This is a genomic window from Paenibacillus ilasis (assembly GCF_043195395.1).
Lineage (GTDB): Bacteria > Bacillota > Bacilli > Paenibacillales > Paenibacillaceae > Paenibacillus_AQ > Paenibacillus_AQ lautus.
The window spans coordinates 2,557,421-2,573,998 of sequence record NZ_JBHDJG010000001.1; the positions used below are offsets into that span (position 1 = coordinate 2,557,421).

12 protein-coding genes and 1 pseudogene are annotated in these 16,578 nt (G+C 49.7%); 10 read left to right on the forward strand and 3 right to left on the reverse strand.

Features of this window, described 5'->3' with window-relative positions; all coding sequences use genetic code 11:
* Nucleotides 1–300: 300 nt before the first annotated feature.
* Nucleotides 301–1,560, forward strand: a complete 1,260-nt coding sequence (locus ACETK5_RS11750; RefSeq protein ID WP_394055780.1) for an FAD-binding protein — start codon at nucleotides 301–303, stop codon at nucleotides 1,558–1,560.
* 242 nt (nucleotides 1,561–1,802) lie between these two features.
* Here the strand turns inward: ACETK5_RS11750 and ACETK5_RS11755 are convergent.
* A pseudogene (locus ACETK5_RS11755) lies at nucleotides 1,803–2,564 on the reverse strand (aldo/keto reductase); the annotation flags it as partial.
* Between the two features lie 93 nt (nucleotides 2,565–2,657).
* Nucleotides 2,658–3,461: an AraC family transcriptional regulator gene (locus ACETK5_RS11760; RefSeq protein WP_394055782.1), complete on the reverse strand. Its 804-nt coding sequence runs from the start codon at nucleotides 3,459–3,461 to the stop codon at nucleotides 2,658–2,660.
* Between the two features lie 156 nt (nucleotides 3,462–3,617).
* Between ACETK5_RS11760 and ACETK5_RS11765 the strand changes: the two genes are divergently transcribed.
* The 6 genes from ACETK5_RS11765 to ACETK5_RS11790 all read left to right on the forward strand — a co-directional run bounded on the left by ACETK5_RS11765 (nucleotide 3,618) and on the right by ACETK5_RS11790 (nucleotide 12,904).
* On the forward strand, nucleotides 3,618–5,870 hold the full coding sequence (locus tag ACETK5_RS11765) for an FAD-dependent oxidoreductase (RefSeq protein ID WP_394055784.1): 2,253 nt from the start codon (nucleotides 3,618–3,620) through the stop codon (nucleotides 5,868–5,870).
* Nucleotides 5,871–5,925: 55 nt separating this feature from the next.
* Complete coding sequence (locus tag ACETK5_RS11770; RefSeq protein ID WP_394055786.1) at nucleotides 5,926–7,470, forward strand: response regulator; 1,545 nt, start codon at nucleotides 5,926–5,928, stop codon at nucleotides 7,468–7,470.
* 41 nt (nucleotides 7,471–7,511) lie between these two features.
* Nucleotides 7,512–9,293: a sensor histidine kinase gene (locus ACETK5_RS11775; protein WP_394055788.1), complete on the forward strand. Its 1,782-nt coding sequence runs from the start codon at nucleotides 7,512–7,514 to the stop codon at nucleotides 9,291–9,293.
* A 283-nt stretch (nucleotides 9,294–9,576) separates the two neighbouring features.
* Nucleotides 9,577–10,479 (forward strand): ABC transporter permease, encoded by a 903-nt coding sequence (locus tag ACETK5_RS11780; protein WP_326113766.1) that lies wholly within the window; start codon nucleotides 9,577–9,579, stop codon nucleotides 10,477–10,479.
* The gene (locus ACETK5_RS11785; protein ID WP_394055790.1) at nucleotides 10,473–11,333 is read left to right on the forward strand and encodes a carbohydrate ABC transporter permease; all 861 of its coding nucleotides are present in this window, start codon (nucleotides 10,473–10,475) and stop codon (nucleotides 11,331–11,333) included. The genes ACETK5_RS11780 and ACETK5_RS11785 overlap by 7 nt, the downstream gene beginning before the upstream one ends.
* A gap of 32 nt (nucleotides 11,334–11,365) precedes the next feature.
* On the forward strand, nucleotides 11,366–12,904 hold the full coding sequence (locus tag ACETK5_RS11790) for an extracellular solute-binding protein (RefSeq protein ID WP_394055792.1): 1,539 nt from the start codon (nucleotides 11,366–11,368) through the stop codon (nucleotides 12,902–12,904).
* 49 nt (nucleotides 12,905–12,953) lie between these two features.
* On the opposite strand, the gene ACETK5_RS11795 is transcribed toward ACETK5_RS11790, so the two are convergent.
* On the reverse strand, nucleotides 12,954–13,751 hold the full coding sequence (locus ACETK5_RS11795; RefSeq protein WP_326113627.1) for an AraC family transcriptional regulator: 798 nt from the start codon (nucleotides 13,749–13,751) through the stop codon (nucleotides 12,954–12,956).
* Nucleotides 13,752–13,871: 120 nt separating this feature from the next.
* On the opposite strand from ACETK5_RS11795, the gene ACETK5_RS11800 reads away from it, so the two are divergent.
* From ACETK5_RS11800 to ACETK5_RS11810, 3 genes are all read left to right on the forward strand, one after another.
* Nucleotides 13,872–14,687, forward strand: a complete 816-nt coding sequence (locus ACETK5_RS11800) for a phytanoyl-CoA dioxygenase family protein (protein WP_326118764.1) — start codon at nucleotides 13,872–13,874, stop codon at nucleotides 14,685–14,687.
* A 960-nt stretch (nucleotides 14,688–15,647) separates the two neighbouring features.
* A complete protein-coding gene (locus tag ACETK5_RS11805) occupies nucleotides 15,648–15,938 on the forward strand; it encodes a hypothetical protein (RefSeq protein ID WP_394055795.1) in 291 nt (96 codons plus the stop codon).
* 59 nt (nucleotides 15,939–15,997) lie between these two features.
* A complete protein-coding gene (locus tag ACETK5_RS11810; RefSeq protein ID WP_394055797.1) occupies nucleotides 15,998–16,423 on the forward strand; it encodes a protein-tyrosine phosphatase family protein in 426 nt (141 codons plus the stop codon).
* The last annotated feature ends 155 nt before the right edge of the window (nucleotides 16,424–16,578 follow it).

Here is a 16,578-nt window from a genome sequence, read left to right on the forward strand (position 1 = left end):
CATAATGCCCTACATGCTTGCAACTACAAGATCAGAGATTAGATAAGTATCTAGCTATGTTTCCATACACTTTCATTAAGCTAACGGGCAGGAAAGCGGAACACGATGCCGAATACCTAGTTTTAAGTTGACTTACCTGTTGATTACTGGTAAATCAACACAAAGATGCGATAGCCTGTGTTTATTAAAGTTTATGAGTACCGATTCAGTTTGACAGATAAGAACTGTATTTGGACAATCAGGTAAACCAATGATCAATAGATTTAAGACAAAACCAGCATATTAAATAGGAGAGTTCATATGGGAGATAAGCTGAACTGGGCTGGGAATTATCGCTACTGTTCGATGGAGTTGCTTGAGCCCAAAAATCTAGAAGAGGTTAAGGACCTGGTAGTTAGCCGTACAAGCATACGCGTGCTCGGCTCGCGTCACTCTTTTAACGGGATTGCCGACACCGGGGGCTGCCATCTTTCGCTTCGAAAGATGAATCGGGTAATCGATCTCGACCGTGTACAGAGAACCGTAACCGTCGATGGTGGCATTCGGTATGGCGAACTGTGCCGATATTTAGATGATCATGGCTATGCGCTGCATAATTTGGCATCGCTGCCGCACATAAGCGTGGCTGGCGCCGTGGCGACAGCCACGCACGGCTCGGGCGATCTTAATGCAAGCTTGGCGTCTTCTGTACGTGCTATCGAGCTAATGAAAGCGGATGGAGAAGTTACGGTCCTCACGCGGGGGATAGACCCCGAGTTCGATGGGGCGGTCGTCGGACTTGGCGGACTGGGAGTCGTCACAAAGCTTAAACTGGATTTAGTACCCTCGTTTCAGGTAAGTCAGACCGTATATGATCGTCTTCCTTTTTCTGCACTGGATCATGGCATAGACGAAATTTTATCTTCAGCATACAGCGTCAGCTTGTTTACGGATTGGGCAGAGCCCATATTCAATCAAGTGTGGGTTAAGCGAAAGGTGGGAAATAACGGGGAGGACGAGGCATCTTCCGATTTCTTCGAGGCTTTGCCAGCTCCGGAAAAACGGCATATGGTACCTGGTCAATCTGTGGTGAACTGTAGCGAGCAGCTAAGCGTTCCTGGACCATGGTACGAACGGTTGCCTCATTTTCGCATGGAATTTACCCCCAGCGCGGGCAACGAACTGCAAAGTGAATATTTCGTTCCGAGACGGCATGCGGTCGAAGCGATGCGTGCGCTAGGTAAACTTAGTGATAGAATTGCGCCTCTGCTTTTCATCTCCGAGATACGAACTATTGCCTCGGATACCTACTGGATGAGTCCATGCTACCGACAAGACAGTGTTGGTTTGCATTTTACATGGAAGCCGGATTGGGAGCGCGTGCGCCAGTTACTTCCGCTTATAGAACGTGAACTCGAACCGTTTGGAGCACGCCCACATTGGGCGAAACTGTTTACGATGGAACCGGAAATGATGCAGGCTCGGTATGAGCGGTTAGCGGATTTCCGTCAGTTGCTGCTTCGATACGATCCAATAGGGAAGTTTCGAAATACGTTTCTGGATCATTACATTATGCATTGATGGTCCAAAATGAGTTTTTCGCATGGTCTAATTTGTTCATAAAAATCGTGTACTTAGTTTTACTGCAAAGTTTTCAATCTGAACTCCTGTGTTTTTTAATAGGTATATGATTTAATGCAGCCTAAGATCAGGATACAGGTTCACTATTCTTGAAATTTGCAATCAAGTACAGAAAAAGGACAAGGGGACCCCGCCCTGTCCGTTCTTAATAGATGAGAGTAAGTTTACGGTTCGATCTAGGTTTACAGATCTACTCTCCAATTGCCCATCATCTTGGCTACTTCGGATCGCGGTATGATAAGAAAAGACTTTTCCGCGTATCGAGATTAGAAATTTGTTCGATATCGTCTGCGCTCAACTCAAAAATCGAAAAGGTTGAAGTTTTCAACGATCCGCTCTTTGCGCACCGATTTTGGAATAGCAACGACTCCACGCTGAACAAGCCAGCGAAGCACGACCTGGGCTACGGACTTGTTATGTTTTTCTGCGATTGTGGCCAGCACTTCGTTGCCGAACAAGTTGTTAAGTCCTTCAGCAAACGGGGCCCACGACCGGTGCCGCACTCCCTGCTCTTTCATAAAAGCGACGCTCTCGATCTGGTTGACCGCGGGCAAGATTTCGTAATGCACGATGAGGTCCATCAGACGATCGGGCAGGAAATTGCTGACACCGATCGGCTTGATCTTGCCCTCGCGGTACAGATCTTCCATCGCATGCCAAGCGCCGTAGTAATCGCCGAACGGCTGGTGAATTAGATATAGATCGAGATAGTCGAGCTGTAGCTTCTTCAAGGATGTGGCAAACGCCAGCTTGGCACTCTCGTAACCGGCATCCTGAACCCAAAGCTTGGTTGTGATGAACAGCTCCTCACGCGGTACGCCGCTGCGCTTGATCGCGCGTCCGACCGCTTCCTCGTTTTAGATAACCGGCGGCGGTGTCGATCAAGCGATACCGGCCATCAGCGCTTCATATACCGCGTTCTCGCATTCTTCCGAACCGGTGATCGTCTTGTATTTAATCGTGTCGTACCGTTACAAGAACAATGTTACATTACCGATATGACTTCATCGACGGCTGCAGATGTCAAGTGGCAGGCATTAGACCCGGTTCGTTTTCCGGTAAGCGGAAGGACTGACTTTCATCAGCTTCGTGAACACGCGGCTGAGGTAGAACCCATTGTTGAAGCCGCAAGCTAATGCGATCTGCTCTAAATTCAGATGGGTATCGACGAGCAAGGACTTTGCTTGCTCCAGCCTAATATGGCTTAAATAGCGTGAAGGCGTCATCCCCACACTTCGGTTGAATCTGCGGGTGAGCTGAACGGGACTGATGCCCAGCTCGTCCGCAAGCACCAGTAAGCTCATGTCCTTATAGGCGTTCTGCTGGATATAGAGCCGTGCTTGTTCCATCAGAGGATCGGCAGGTTTTTTGTCATCGCCAACCACACCGACCGCTATCGACTGCAAACAAAAGAGCCAAATATCGTTCAGCGCATGGTTTTGCCAATAGCTCCGCTGATCGATCTCCGCGGCAGCTTCGTCCTGCCTCTTGAAATATCTCAAATTATCGGCAAACCTCTCCTTATGCGCGACGGCGGGCTTGTAGGCAGAAGCCGCTAAACGATGGTGGACGTCCTGCACTGCCTCTTGCCCTTCAACCGCCTCTCCCGATATAAAGCCTAACGAAAATCCGATGAAATGAAAGGACGGCGCATGGATAACGTCGCGATGAAAATCGATGCCCGGCGGACAAACGATGACGTCGCCCATCTGCGCCGTACCTTCGCTATCGCCGATCCCATAACGGAAGCTGCCGCCCTCCACCGCAAATAGAACCCAATGTCCGTAGGTGTCCACGCTGTATTGAAATTGCTTCTTATGATTCCAAAAGACATGATGCATTAGACTAGGATATAGGATGGGGCTTCGATGTAACATCATCACGGCAATCAGCCTCCAGAATGAAATAAAGTATATGCCAATATGATAGCGCAGTGCATGTTAAATAACGACCCCCTCGATTAAGATGATAGTAATTCTAGGCATGGGGGGATTCGATTGAAGTTTGAATTAGTAAAATCCGACATTACCGTTATTGGCGGAGGCCTGGCTGGCGTATGCGCTGCCGTTGCAGCGGCACGTCTTGGCCAAACCGTGTCGCTCGTGAACAACAGACCCGTACTCGGAGGCAATTCTAGCAGCGAGGTACGGGTGTGGGTATGCGGTGCTACGGCGCATGGTACGCAGCGTTACGCGAGAGAAACCGGCATCATGGGAGAAATGTTCGTCGAGAATCAATTCCGGAACCCGGATGGAAATCCGTATTTATGGGATCTCGTCGTACTCGAGACGGTCCGAGCAGAGCCGAACATTGCCTTGTTTCTCAATACGGATGTGCACGAGGTCGAAGCGGAGGGCACGGAGGAGGAGCGCATCATTAAGTCGGTCACGGGCTGGATGATGGGCTCCGAGCGGAAAATCCGGTTTGAAAGCGATATGTACATAGATTGTACAGGAGATGGCCTTGCGGGTTTTCTGGCAGGCGCTAAATATCGGATCGGCCGCGAGGCCGCAGAGGAATACAACGAGGACTGGGCACCGGAGACGGCGGACGATATTACGCTTGGCAGCACGCTCCTGTTCTATACGAAGGAAGCCGATCGGCCGGTCAAGTACATTCCGCCGAGCTTTGCGAAGGACATTACGCAAACGGCGATCCCGATGAAGCGGGTCATTCGCAGCGGCGACTCAGGCTGCCACTATTGGTGGATCGAATGGGGCGGCGAGCTGGATACGGTGCATGATAATGAACGAATACGCGATGAGCTCTGGTCGGTCATTTACGGGGTATGGGATTATATCAAAAACTCCGGCAATTTCGATGCCGATCGCATGACGCTGGAATGGGTCGGGTCGCTCCCTGGCAAACGGGAGTATCGCCGATTCACAGGAGATTATATGTTGAACCAAAACGATATTATCGAGCAGGTGCCCTTCACCGATCGCATCGCCTTCGGAGGCTGGTCGATAGATCTTCATCCGCCGCAAGGCATGTATTCGACAGAGAGCGGTTCAAAGCATTTATTTTCGGACGGCATCTATCATATTCCATTTCGGTGTCTGTACTCCAGCAACGTCACTAATCTGATGTTCGCAGGCCGCGATATCAGCGCAACTCACGTCGCATTCGGTACGACGAGGGTAATGGCAACCTGTGCCGTCATCGGCGAAGCAGCCGGAAGCGGTGCCGCACTGTGCGTGCAGAAAGGGATATCGCCGCGTGTGTTGCACCGTGACCATATGAACGACCTGCAGCAGACGATGCTCAGGCAGGATGCGTCGATTATCGGGATCGCGGCAGACGACCCTTACGATCTCGCCAAATCGGCCCGCATTACGGCATCCAGCACCATGACCAAAGTGTCGCTGACGGACTCAACCTATACACACCCGTTGGACAAAGAACTGGGCATCCTGTTTCCCGTGAATCCCTCGCTTGAATCAGTGGCGCTGCTGATCGATGCGGCAAAGGCTGCTACTCTTGAAGTGGAGCTGTGGCATACGGAAAAAGGTGAAAATTACGTGCCAAAGCAGATGGTGGCTGAAGCATCGGTGTCAGTAGCCGAAGGTACCAGACAGTGGGCTAAGCTGGACTTAGTTTGGCAGCCCAATGCACCCTGCAATGCATTCCTCATTATTAAAGCAAACGAAGCGATTCAACTTCACGGATCGGATTCTCCGATGACCGGCGTGCTGTGCTTTGAGAAAGGGCCAAAGCCGATCGTCTCGACTCTTTTAGAGGATCGTCAGCCGGATCAACCGGTCGTACAGTGGAGCATGCGCCGTTGGAACCGTAAGCCGCTATGTTTGCAGGTTACGCCAAATACGGAAGCGTACGCTGCCGCAGCGGTGACGGACGGGTATATTCGGCCGTTCGCCGGTCCGCATTTATGGATGTCCGAGCCGATGTCTCCAGGCAATCCGGAATGGCTGCAGCTGGAGTGGGCTGAAGTGCAATCGATCGCCGAGGTCCACGTCACCTTTAACGACGACGTTAATGAAGACTTAATAAATTTGCACCATCATCGCACCGCTTTCGAAGCGATTCCCGAGCTCGTCCGAGCTTATCGGATAGAGGCGCTCATTGGTGAGGAATGGGTCACGCTGGCTGAAGAAAAGCACAACCATAAGCGCAAAAAAGTGCATAAGCTCAGCCGTTCCATCATGTCACATACGATTAGATTATGGATCGACGAAACGAATGGAGGACCACGCGCGGAGGTTGCCGAAATAAGAGTCTATGCTCTATAATGGAATAAAATATTTGACAGCGCTTTCATTTTATGGGCATTAAGGAGAGGATATCATGGCCATAAAGCCGCTTGGCGTATTGATCGTCGAAGATGAAATTCCTCTGCGGCAAGAGCTTCGGGTATTTCCATGGGAGGCGTGCGGAGCCGAATGGATAGGGGAAGCGAGCAACGGCTCGGAAGCGATGCAGCTATGTGCTGAACGCACGCCAGATGTCGTGATAACGGATATTACGATGCCGGTTATGGACGGTATTGCTCTCATTCGGGAGCTCCGGAAGCGGCACCCGAACGTACAGATCATTTTGTTAACCTGTCACAGCGATTTTCATTACGTACAAGAAGCGCTCCGTCTTGGAGCGCTTGAATATATTTTGAAGGTGTCATTGGAGGAAGAAGAGCTTAAGCAGGCGATGGACAAAGCGAGAGCTGCGGTCGTCAAGGAGCGCATGGTGCAGGAGCATGCGAGAAGGGAACAGAGGCAGCTGCAAGCCGCCTTATTCGGCAAGCTGCTTCACGGGCAAGAGCCAGCCGGCTCCGATTGGCAATCGATGACGCTAAGCGTAGATCGTCCAATTCGACTGGTACGACTTCAGCTAGACATTCCTCCATTAGGCTATTTGCCTGTGAAAGACACGGTTCAACAGAGGCTGACCGAGGAGGAAAAAAGGGATCCAAACTGGCTGACTTGGCTGATGGTACGGGAGCGGGAATATTTTGTTCTGCTTGAAGGCAGAACTCCTACCCATGCTGTTCTTGAGTCACTCCGCACGTTCGTTCAACACTTGACGGAGCTATTGAATCGGAAAGAGCCCAAGCAGGAGCGCTGCGCGACAGTATGTGCCCTATTTAGCCAACCGCTCACATCGAAGGAAGAAATTGCATCGGCGCTCGCCTATTCGAACGAGTGGAAAGTTGCGCTGTTTTACGACCGATGTCCCGAGGAAAGCGCTGTGTACGCGCAGCATTCGTTGCCTCTAACGGATCTGACGGAAAAGAAAACGAAGGAATTAAACGAGCTGCTTAGAAAAGCATCATTGTCTCCTGCGAGCTTGAAGGAATGCTTGCTTGGCGAGTTCAGGGATTGGTGCATCGCAGAGCGAGTGAAGCCAAGTCAACTGAAGGAACGGATACTCCATTGGCAGGTTGATTGGCACAGGCAGCAAGAGGGCGCTGAGTTAAGCGCAGCCCGAATGGGGATTTTAATGGACGCAGGAACGTTAGCTGAGATGATCGCCAATATGGTTCAGGATATGGAAGCTGCCGAGCTAGGGAAGTCGCGTTCGCGCTTTGAGATTCGTTTGGCGGTGCAATGGATCAAAGACCATCTCAAGGAGCCGATTTCGCTGCCCATTATCGCAGAGCAGGTAGGGCTGAGCCCACATTATATCAGCAAATTGTTTCGCGAGGAAACGGGGAGTACGGTCAATCAGTATATAACCCGTCTTCGTATGGAGAAGGCGATTGAGCTTCTTAGGCATTCGAATAAGAAGGTATATGAGGTCGCGGAAGAGGTCGGCATTCCGAGCTACCGCTATTTTACCGTTACGTTTCGAAATTGGACTGGGGTATCGCCGACGGACTATAAACGGAATGGCTGATAGCACGGGAGCGTGAGAACGGGCGCGAAAGAAGGGGGATAATGACGAAACTGTTTCATTGGTATGCCAGCCTTGGTCTCGCTACCAAGCAGTTTATTTATTTGTTCATCGTGACGCTGCTGCTCGTTCAAGTGCTTGCATGGCGAAACCTCAACGAGGCTGAAAGTCTGCTTCAGAATCAAGTCATTCGCGATGCAGAGCTGCTCGTCAGCCGGACGAATCAATATATCGATGCAAGTTTGGACAATGTGGAAAATATGCTGCTGCTACTCTCGACCCGCGCCGATTTGCTGGAGGAAGGAAATGAGGTGGCAGCCGTCGAGACGCTTCGCAAGTTTGCGGGAATTAACAACTCCATCGCCAGAACGTTGTACATGATTCGAGCTGACGGCCAAGTATTTGCAAGCTCACAGGTCGTTTATGACATCATCGGCAATCCAAATCTGAATCAGCTCTATGAGCTGGCGCTTATTAACTACGGGGCCATTAACGTGAGCGAACCTTATGATTCGCCAATGTCGGGGCGAACGCTTGCTTACGTACTGCCTATTGCGGATGCTGGCAAAAAGGTGAAGGGTGTCGTCGTCGCCGAACTTAATCTCGATTTGCTCACGGAGCGTATTGCGCCGATGATCTATCAATCTTATATACTGTTCACGAAGGAAGGCAGCGTCATTAATCGGCTGGATTCCCGCGATAAGCTGCTCCCCTTCCAAGCCGCCTCGTATCCGCCGAAGCTGGAGGAGAGCTTTCGCGGGCAGCTCGCCTTGCTCAAAGTCGGCGTAAGCGGCATAGAAGGGGATTCCTTGAATCCGCTCGTTGCCGTGAAGTCGACCAAAAACCGTCTAGGCTGGTCGCTTGCGGCGTTCATCGAAGAGGATTATTTCTATCAGGACCTTCAGAGGCTGAACAACAACTACCGGACCGCGAGTATCGTATGGATCATTATGCTTCTGATCAGTGCGTATCTGCTCAGCCGATCGTTCACACATCCGATTCGCCGATTTGTCGAGAAGATGGACCGTCTTAACAACTTTGAGGTTGTGGCGAAGCTGCCTGTTACGAGAATGGACGAAATCGGCAGGCTAACGCAGAGCTACAATGCCATGCTCGAGAGGATTCAGAGCCTGCTCCAAAAGACGAAAAATGCGGAGGAGCAGAAGAAGGAATATGAGCTGAAGATGCTTCGAAGCCAGATTGCACCCCATTTTCTCTATAATACCCTTGCCTGCATAAGCAGCTTGGCAAAGCAGCAGCGGATCGACGAGCTGCGCGATACGATTCGATCGCTGGTCAAGCTGTTGAGCTTCAGCTTCGACAAGCAATCGGAATACGTATCGCTTGAGGAGGAGCTGGAAGGGCTGCGAATGTACATGCATATTCAGCAGGTGCGCTATGGGGAGCAATATCGGTTTAGGATTGACATCAATCCTGACCTTCTGCAGTATCGCATCCTTAAGCTGACGCTGCAGCCGCTCGTAGAAAATGCACTCTTCCATGGACTAACGCCGAATCACGGCGGGCTTATCGTCGTGAATGGCGGGCTGAGGAAGGGGATTCTGAGACTCTATGTGCGCGATAACGGGATAGGCATCAGGCAGGAGAAGCGGAGGAGGCTGCTGTTGGAAAATCAGGACGGTGGGCAGGGCTCCATGTACCGGTTTACGGGCATCGGGCTGCGGAACGTACATGAGCGGATTCGGATCCATCACGGAGAGACGTACGGCTTGCGGATCGGCAGCGCGGAAGGGGCAGGAACTGTTGTCCGCGTCGATATGCCCGCCCTGACGGAAAGCGACGAACGATTAGGTATTTGGCGTTAACCATAAACGATACCAAGGCTGTTACGTGGTTTCTTCAGACCATTCGTGACAGCCTTTACTCATTTATCGTTGATATTGATGCAGATGGATCCATGATCGATGTTAATGATGATGAAGGAAATGCTTACATTTTTTACGTTTTTGTGTATATCGAGGAGACGTCAGGACCTTTATACTTACCTTAATTGGAAGCGCATTCAAACTAGGGAGGGATACGATGGAAGCCAATCATAGCCTAACGCCAGCCCCTCGGATACGGTTATCTCCGCGGACAAGGCTGCTCATGTTTTTAAAGTTAGCCTGGCGGTTTAAAGCCTTTTACGTCATGCTGCTGCCCGGCATTATTTATTTTGTCATATTTCGGTACTTCCCGATGTACGGAGTCATTATCGCTTTCAAAGATTTTGCGATCCTGGACGGCATAACGGGCAGCTCGTGGGTTGATCCGTGGTATAAGCATTTTCAGAGCTTTTACGAGTCGCCTTACTTCAGCCAGCTGCTGACCAATACGCTGTTGATCAGCCTCTACAAGCTGTTATGGGGGACGCTGCCACCGATCATGCTGGCCGTACTGCTGAACGAATGCCGCGTTCGCTGGCTGAAGTCGATCGTACAAACGCTGACCTACATGCCGCACTTCTTGTCTTGGGTCATTATTTTCGGCATTCTTTTGACGCTCTTCTCCCAGAACGGCGGTCTCATCAACCGCTGGATTGTAGAAGCGGGGGGAAGCTCGATCCCGTTTCTGACCTCGACGGAATATTTCCGCAGCATACTGGTCGGATCGGAGGTATGGCAAAATCTCGGCTGGGGTGCGATTATCTATTTAGCCGCGATGGCAGGCATCGATCCGACGCTTTACGAGGCGGCGAAGGTGGATGGTGCGAGCCGAATGCGAATGATCTGGCATATTACGCTTCCTGGCATTAGAAGCATTATCGTCCTGCTGTTCGTTCTGAAGCTTGGCCATCTGCTAGACGCAGGCTTTGATCAAATTTACATTCTGTACAATATTCAGGTGTACCCGGTTGCGGACATCATCGACACATGGGTTTACCGAACCGGTCTGCAGCAGCTTAATTTCAGCTTGGCGTCGGCAGTCGGATTGTTCAAATCGGTCATCGGACTCATCCTTGTGCTAGGTGCTAACCGTGTGGCTAAGAAATGGGGTGAGGGCATATGGTAAGAGGCCTCGATGATAAAATTTTCAACACAATTATATACGTTATTCTCGGACTATGCGGACTTGTCGCCATTCTTCCTATCCTTTATGTCGTATCCGTTTCCATCACTCCGTTCGGAGAAGTGCTGCGTAACGGCGGATTCATATTGTTCCCGAAGGAAATTACGTTTTCCGCTTACCGCACGCTGCTGACGGAGTCCAATATTCCGAAGGCGTTCCAAATAACCGTTCTCATTACGGTGATCGGAACAGCGGTCAATCTTGTCTTGACGGGACTGATGGCGTACCCGCTCAGCCGCCGGAATTTGCCGGGAAGAAACTTTTTTCTGCTCATGATCGTGTTCACCTTGTTGTTCAGCGGAGGGCTTATTCCGACCTATCTGGTCGTTAAGTCGATGGGACTGCTCGATTCTATCTGGGCGATGATTTTGCCCAATGCAATCTGGAGCTTTAACGTTCTTATTATGAAAAGCTTTTTTGAAGGGCTGCCGGAGGAGCTGTTCGAGTCGGCCCGAATGGATGGAGCCAAAGAGTTCCGCATCCTGCTGCAAATCGTTACACCGCTTTCCGTACCTGTCTTGCTGACGGTTGGCTTGTTTTACCTGGTCGGCCATTGGAACGAGTTTTTTCAAGCGATTTTTTATGTGACCGACCGCACGCTGTATCCACTGCAGGTCGTCGTCCGGGAAATTCTGATGCAAAGCCAGCAGCCGCTCGAGAACGCGGAAAATATGATGCCAACGCAGACGATGCAGATGGCATCCGTCATGATTGCGAGCTTACCGGTCATCGTGATCTATCCGTTTCTTCAAAAGCATTTTACAAAAGGGATGCTGCTTGGTTCGATTAAAGGTTAACCGATGAAACCATTCAGAGAGGGGTTAAGTTCATGAAGAAATTAGGGACTTTGCTAGTAGCCGTTTCATTAGCGGGAGCCATGCTTACGGCTTGTTCGGGGGGGAACAGCAGCGATAATCCGGGAAACCATTCGGGCGTTTCCGCCAAGCCCGGAGCGGAAACGACGGAGCAGCCTAGCGGCAAACCGGTTAAGCTCGACATTATCGAGACGGGGAACAATCTTCCGTCGCCCGATAAAGACATGATTAAGCAGGAATTGGATAAGGCGCTGAATATCGACCTGAACCTGACCGTGTATCCAGCAGCGGACGATTACAACAATCAACTAAACGTTCGGATGTCCTCGGGGAACTTTCCCGACCTGTTCATGGTCGACCGGCAGCAGCTAATTCAATTTTCCAAGCAAGGGCTGCTGCTCGATCTGACGCCGTATATGGATAAGCTGGAGCAAACGGTAGCGTTCATAGGGGAGGACAGCGTCAAGAAGGGGATGGTCGACGGGAAAGTATATAGCATCTCCAAATCTCCGCAAATCCCTTACAACACCTTATGGATCCGGAAGGATTGGCTCGACAAGCTGAAGCTGGAAGTGCCGACGACCGTGGAGCAGCTGGCTTCCGTAGCGGAAGCGTTCACGAAGAACGATCCGGATGGAAATGGCAAGCCGGACACCTTCGGTCTAACGGGCGGCAAGCTGAGCGCATTCTCGACCGTTTTCGGAGCCTTCGGCGTCGGAATGCCAGGCAACTTCTACGAGAAGGACGGCAAAGTCGTCAATGCGCTGCATGAACCGGCAATGAAGGATGCTTTGGCCTTTATTAAGGACATGATCGCATCCGGATCGGTTGATCCGGAGCTGCTCGCCAATAGCGGATTGCAGCATCAAGAGAAGGCGATCAAAGGGCAGGCAGGCATCGTCTATATTGATTGGCCGAACATGACGAAGGAGCAGTTCGTGGAACAAATCAAAACCGTTAATCCGAATGCGGAATGGCTGCAAATCGCCGCTCCTTCGGGTACAGGAGGACAATTCGACGGTTCATGGGATATCGGCGCGGCGCCTGGGAGATATGCCATTCCGAAAGCGCTTGAGAAAGACCCTGAGAAACTGCAGCGGGTGTTCGATCTGCTCAACTATATTTCGAATCCGGACGGAGGCTCGCTTCTCGTGCAGTTCGGGGTGAAGGATACGCATTTCACACTTGAGGACGGCAAGCCGAAGATGACGGACAAAGCGGGCGAGGTTGGCCATTCCTGGCTGTACCAATTCACCGGCAGACCGGAAATGGAGTATTTGCAAGCGAAGTTCGCCGCACAATCGGCTGCAATCGAATTCGCGAACAATCAACCCCGTATTGAAGCGTTGAACGGATTTGTCGACAATCCGGAAGGGTATAACCCAGCCGATGCGAACCGGTACATGGAAGAGGAGATCGCGAAGTTTATCTACGATAAACGTCCATTGACCGAATACGATGACTTTATCAAGACGCTGGAAACGTCTATGAACTACAAAGCGTTAGTGGACAGCGCCATGGAACAGCTTAAGGCGCTCGGTTACGGGGGCTAAATAACGGGAACGAAAGGCCGACCTCATTCGATGCAGGTCGGCCTGTTCATCATACGCTATGTGTTTTTCGGTACGACGAAGGATTGACGCCGCACAGTTTTTTGAAGCTTTTGCTTAAATGATGTTCGTCGGTAAATCCGCAGTGCTCAGCGATTTGAGCAAGGGTAAGCGAAGAGTAAACAAGGAGCTGCTTCACCTTGTCCATTCTAAGATTAGTCGCGTAGGCGCTTGGCGTTATGCGGAACTCGCGTGTAAACAGTCTTGTCAGTTGAACCTGGGTAAGACCAAGCTCCACAGCGACCGACTTCAACGATAGGCCGAATTCTGCTTGCTGCTGAAGCAGATGCAGGGCTCGCCCAAGGGTCGGATCCTCGCTGAACAAGGTCATCGTATGCTGCTCGGATTGCTCGATCTGAAGCAAATAGAGCAGATCCCTGAGAAGATGTTTCTTGTACGTATGACCAATCCCTGCATGCAAGTATTGGGCTTCGCGAAATTGAGAGAGGGTGGATTGGAAGCGTTTGTTGTTCAATAGCCGAAGTTTGCCGAAAGTCGGAAAGTCCGCCGCTCGCGGCGGCTCCTCTAGGGAATTGATCCATTGAAACCCCATGAGATGGAACGATAAACCATCCGTTTGCCGGTAGAAGGTTAGATCGGGCGGGCATAACACGATGTCATCCTTGACCGCCCTTCCGCTTTGGCTGCCCATTCTGTAATTAAAAGCGCCTTCTTCGACGATGAACAACGCCCAATGATCATACGTATCATGCGTTTTCTGAAATTGAGGGGTATCCTTCACGTAGACATGGTATTGCAGATCGGGATCCAGAAATCGGCTGAACTCCATTGCATGACAACACCTTTTCATAGATTGAAATTATATACAAGGAAAATCGATTTTTCTTACATTATAACATGATGGTTCGCCAAATATAATTAAATAAAATACAAGTAGGAGGTATAAAGGATGAAGACAGCCCATTTGGAAATACCGAAATTAATGGAGCAATTTCATGAACAGGGGTATTTGGTTATACCAGATATTTTGTCGCAGGAACAGGTGAGTCGGCTGAATGCCGCGATCGACGAAATTGTCTTGATGGAACCAGAAGCGCTTTCACATAATATTTATAACAGCGTAGAACGCCATGCCGAGATCGCTGCATTAATCGATCAGCCTGCCATTCTTCCATTAATCGTTAATTTGCTTGGCCACAACATTCAGCTCCACATCTCCCACCTCACGATCAGACAACCGAATCCAAGCGAAGCCCAAACGGCCACGCACAGCTTTATCGATTGGCATCAAGACGGTCCGCATCCGCAGTTTCCTGTCATTAACGGCTTGACAGCAACCTATTATATTAAGGTTTGCTATATTTTGAGCGATATGTCGGAGCCGGATCGCGGCAATACGAAAGTGATTCCGGGTAGTCACAAGCAGCCGTACAACCCGAATCACAAGGATGTGCGCCAGCAGCTTGACGGGGAGGTACAAGTGTGCGGAAAACCAGGTGACGTCTTCGTGTTCGCCCAAAACTTGTGGCATGCTGGTTCGCCGAATCGTTCCGCATTCACAAGAAGACAGCTGTTCCTCGGCTACAGCCCGATCTGGATGCGTCCAATCGACTATCATTCGGCGTCTGAGAGCCTGCTGAAGGACGCCGATCCGATACGCCGCCAGCTGCTTGGGCAGATCAGCGAAAACAAATTCAATTATTACGTTCCGCAGGATTCGATGGTGCCTCTCAAATCCATGCTGATCCATCCATCCTCGCAGTAGCTATCACGATCCATTCGAATGGGAAGGATGAACGATGACTGTAGTCAATATCGCTTCCTGTTCAGCAAATCCGCAATTGTATTGAGCTGACTGCCCTTATCTGGAGGGGGTTCTGCCTCATATTCACTAATTGTCAAGAACAAGACAAGAACGGAATAACATTCTCGATACATTTTTCATCAACGACGGTAGACGCCCATTTATTAAACTAACGGGCAGAATAATATAATACGTTTAGAAATATAGCTAACTGCTAAGTGTTCATGAACATGGGATGCTACGAGCGACAAATCGAACGTAGATATTACTCATGATTAGGAGGTCTTCGACCTACATTAGCTTTGTCGGATATATCCTGTATTGTAATTTGATCAAAACTCTTTTCGGCTACTAGCCCAAACGGTAGTTTCGTTTAAACAGATTCGCTAGACATAACGAGAAGCGTTATTTAAAAGTAAGAGTCTCATAGCGAGGGAATGAAGGCAGCCCATTAGGGCTGTCTTTTTTTACGCGGATCTCCGTCCGGATATGAGGGAGCGGCGGCGTGCCGGTTGCCCGGGCTTCAGCCTGTGGGCGCACGCTTGACCCTTAAAATTTTAATTAGGACCTTCCTTATTGGCAAAGGGACGACAGTGCGTACTTTTTTCTAAATAACCTACCTTACCGTAAAGTAAGGTAAATGTAAGATGAACCATTGGTTTGTTTTTTTCTTATTCAATATGATATTTACAACCATGGAACTGAGTTGTACCCAATTCCCTTCTGAAGGCGTATTACATTCAAAAAATTAATCGTTTGCTTCATAGCAAATCGCATGTAAAAAGCAAGCCAATAACATTAAGAAGGGATCAATTATGACTAACAACCAATATATTACAAATGCCATAAATAAAGCTAGTAAAGACAGAGACAAAACAAGGAAATAAAATCATTCATTTTCGATTTACAGGTGGAACCGATGTGCAAAACATGTATCTGTCCATACCTGGTGGTCGTGTTCAAAAAATAAAAGTTGGTGAAGAATCCTTTACCATAGCTAAATCAATGGAAACTTTTTATTACAAACAAGCAGGTATTCCAAAACAAGGTTTGGATGTCTTTGTAGAAGTTAAAGGGAATCAGCCTGTAGAGTTTACATTTGGTTCAAAACAACATCCGGATCCAGAAATTCGTTCCAAACGTCCGCCACATCTAATTACAAGTGGACTGTTTGATGAAAGTATATTTGTGATTAAACGTGTAACTTATTAATCCTTAAGCAAAGAAGATGTTATCCTGATTCTAAAATTTTACCTTAGGAGCGTGACATTATGAATGATACATGGAACCCCGAATCGCCAGGCGTGCTGCGCCTTCCTTCAGGTCGACTTGTCCGCGGCCGAGCACTAAGACATCCTCTTCCCCAAGGGCTTCAACCCACTTTTGCACTCTATCTGCTCGGGCGACCACCAGCGCCCGTTACCTGGGAAAGCCGCTGGATTCCTTGGCCGGATTTCTGGCTGCCAAAAAACAAGCTTGCAGCCGCCGACGCGCTTCGCGAAGCATGGACTCGCTCTGAAGTTGAACGGGTTGAAATCGCCTGTGGGGGAGGGGTTGGACGAACGGGTACTGCATTAGCCTGTCTCGCTGTGATTGATGGCTTACCAAATCATAAAGCTATCGACTATATTCGCCAGCACTACACACCGCGTGCTGTTGAGACGCCTTGGCAACGCCGCTTTGTCTCTCGTTTCTGAGGTCCTGCATGGTTTATCCTACATAATAGAGAAGATATATGGGGGGATTTCAAGTAAAGTGATCGAACTATATAATCATAGAATACTAATATCGATTTGATGTTAGGCAGACGGTTAAGGGAAATCATACGTATTCGGCACGGTCAAGGAGAACA

What these genes read in the sequence shown, in the direction of transcription:
- ACETK5_RS11780 (WP_326113766.1), top strand. Translation starts at nt 9,577, where the DNA reads ATGTTTTTAAAGTTAGCCTGGCGGTTTAAAGCCTTTTACGTCATGCTG.
- ACETK5_RS11800 (WP_326118764.1), top strand. Translation starts at nt 13,872, where the DNA reads ATGAAGACAGCCCATTTGGAAATACCGAAATTAATGGAGCAATTTCAT.
- ACETK5_RS11810 (WP_394055797.1), top strand. Translation starts at nt 15,998, where the DNA reads ATGAATGATACATGGAACCCCGAATCGCCAGGCGTGCTGCGCCTTCCT.
- ACETK5_RS11750 (WP_394055780.1), top strand. Translation starts at nt 301, where the DNA reads ATGGGAGATAAGCTGAACTGGGCTGGGAATTATCGCTACTGTTCGATG.
- ACETK5_RS11770 (WP_394055786.1), top strand. Translation starts at nt 5,926, where the DNA reads ATGGCCATAAAGCCGCTTGGCGTATTGATCGTCGAAGATGAAATTCCT.
- ACETK5_RS11775 (WP_394055788.1), top strand. Translation starts at nt 7,512, where the DNA reads ATGACGAAACTGTTTCATTGGTATGCCAGCCTTGGTCTCGCTACCAAG.
- ACETK5_RS11795 (WP_326113627.1), bottom strand. Translation starts at nt 13,751, where the DNA reads ATGGAGTTCAGCCGATTTCTGGATCCCGATCTGCAATACCATGTCTAC.
- ACETK5_RS11760 (WP_394055782.1), bottom strand. Translation starts at nt 3,461, where the DNA reads ATGCATCATGTCTTTTGGAATCATAAGAAGCAATTTCAATACAGCGTG.
- ACETK5_RS11790 (WP_394055792.1), top strand. Translation starts at nt 11,366, where the DNA reads ATGAAGAAATTAGGGACTTTGCTAGTAGCCGTTTCATTAGCGGGAGCC.
- ACETK5_RS11785 (WP_394055790.1), top strand. Translation starts at nt 10,473, where the DNA reads ATGGTAAGAGGCCTCGATGATAAAATTTTCAACACAATTATATACGTT.